The organism is Aeromicrobium alkaliterrae, from assembly GCF_039529015.1.
Taxonomy (GTDB): Bacteria; Actinomycetota; Actinomycetes; order Propionibacteriales; family Nocardioidaceae; genus Aeromicrobium; species Aeromicrobium alkaliterrae.
This window is the reverse complement of sequence record NZ_BAAAME010000015.1, coordinates 1-1,878: the sequence shown is the minus strand read 5'-3', so window position 1 is coordinate 1,878 and position 1,878 is coordinate 1. Positions and strand designations below refer to the sequence as shown.

The window sequence follows — 1,878 nt, the reverse complement described above, 5'->3', positions numbered from 1 at the left end:
CACGCCGCCGTAGCCGTTGTAGTTCTACAACTCAGAACCCGGCCACGGGGCCGCGATCCAAGCGAATGGTCAGCGTGATTACGACCGACCCGAGCACGAGTACTCGTAGTTCTTTCGGGTGGTTTTTACTACTTCTCTGTGAATTGCCTGAACATGAGAGATCCCTCACCTCTAGATTTCGACCGTCGTCATCGGAGGCAGTCGGGGAGACTGCCGGGAGAACGGGACACCTCGTGGGCATGTCAGTCAGGATTCGCACCACTGCAGCGGCCGTCATCGGTCTGCTCATCTCGACGATGCTGGCTTCGGTGGTGTTTGCCGCTCCGGCTCCTCCTGAACCGCTCACGCCTGACGATGCGCTCACCATGCTGGGAGTCAGCGAGTCAGAACCGCTGCCCGAGCCGGAACTGCCGCAGGTGCCAACCGGTGAGTTGGTTGCTCCTACCGAGGAGGCGGTTCAGCCACTCGAACCGGTCGAGCCAAGCGAGGCCATCGATCCGGTCGAGGTCCCCGATCGGGCTGAGTATTCAAAGTCCAAGGTCCTTGACCGCGACGAGACCTCAACGACATACGAGCTTGAGAATGGCGAGCGCGTCACGGAACTCTCCCCAAGTCCGGTGAACGTCGAGGTCTCACCGGGTGGGTGGGTGCCAAGCACACCGGCGGTGTCGTCTTCCGCCGATGGAGGCTTGGCGGCCCCGGTGCATCCATTGCAGCCGAGTTTCGCAGCCGAATCGGGCGGGGACTCGACGCTCACCGTTGAGCGGGGCGGCTATGTCGTGTCAATCGCGCTTGAAGGGTCCAAAGCACGGTCCGTTGAGGTGGGCTCAACCGGCCTGTTGTGGGACGTGTTCGGTGCGCGATACGAGAACGTCCTTCCAGACGCTGATCTGACGTACAAGCTTGATGCCAGCGCAGTCAAAGAGTCGTTGGTGCTGAAGGAGCATCCCGGCGAATCAACTCCTGGTCGTGGCGAATTGAGGCTCCGGGGCTGACGTTGCGCGAAGGTCAGTTCGGCGAAGTCGAATTTGTTGACGCCGATGGCGCTGTGGTGATGAACATCCCGACGCCGGCGGTCTGGGATTCATCTGGCGAGACAGGTGTCCGAGAGCCAGTGACTACAGGCGCCGATCTTTCGCTCGCGAACGAGGGCGATGTGTGGACTCTTTCCCTCGAAGTCGACCGGGCTTGGCTCGACGATCCGGCTCGCGTCTTCCCGGTGACTGTTGACCCGTCTCTCGAGCCGGGCCGTACACACACCTTCTCTGTGAAGTCGTCTGACGGATTTGTGCGGACAAACGAGCTCCTTGTTGGCAATACACGAGAAGGCAACCAGAACGTGCACTGGCGCGCGTTTCAATCGTTCGACTACACCGCGTTGGCAGGTCGGCAGGTACTGGGTGCGACGTACCTGGTCGGGTGGACAGGCGGCACGCAAGCAGCGAAGGGCGGCAGCGTCCACCACGCTCACTGTTTTCAGTACAACTGCATCGGCACTTACAGCAATCTGGGCAGCTACGCTCCGATCGCGACGGGTTACTCCACTCTCGATCACGGACAGTTCTACGCAGATCTAACGGCGCAGAGTGCGTGGGGAGCTCTGCTGGTGACCCGCGGCGATGAGTCACCCGGTCAGTACTCGTTCAAGCACATTGACACGGACCTAGCGATCTACTGGAAGGACTACCCAAAGCCAAAGAACTCGCTGACCGACTCGCCTCCAAACAACGCGACGGGCGTGAATCTGCTGCCCAAGCTGCAGATCGAGCTGGACCCGGCCGTCGAGTCCAACGTCTTAGGGTGGCGCCACCAGGTTGCGACCGATCCGAACTTCTCGTCCTCCTCAATCGTGTTCGATACGGCCTGGCACAGCTCGTC

The 1,878-nt window shown here is 60.9% G+C and carries 2 protein-coding genes; both read left to right on the top strand.

The features are described from left to right. Positions 1–233: 233 nt before the first annotated feature. Positions 234–995, top strand: coding sequence for a hypothetical protein (locus tag ABD127_RS18780; protein ID WP_344204377.1), 762 nt, complete (start codon positions 234–236; stop codon positions 993–995). Between the two features lie 2 nt (positions 996–997). Then, positions 998–1,878: hypothetical protein (locus ABD127_RS18775; protein ID WP_344204375.1), on the top strand; the 881-nt coding region annotated here is incomplete at its 3' end.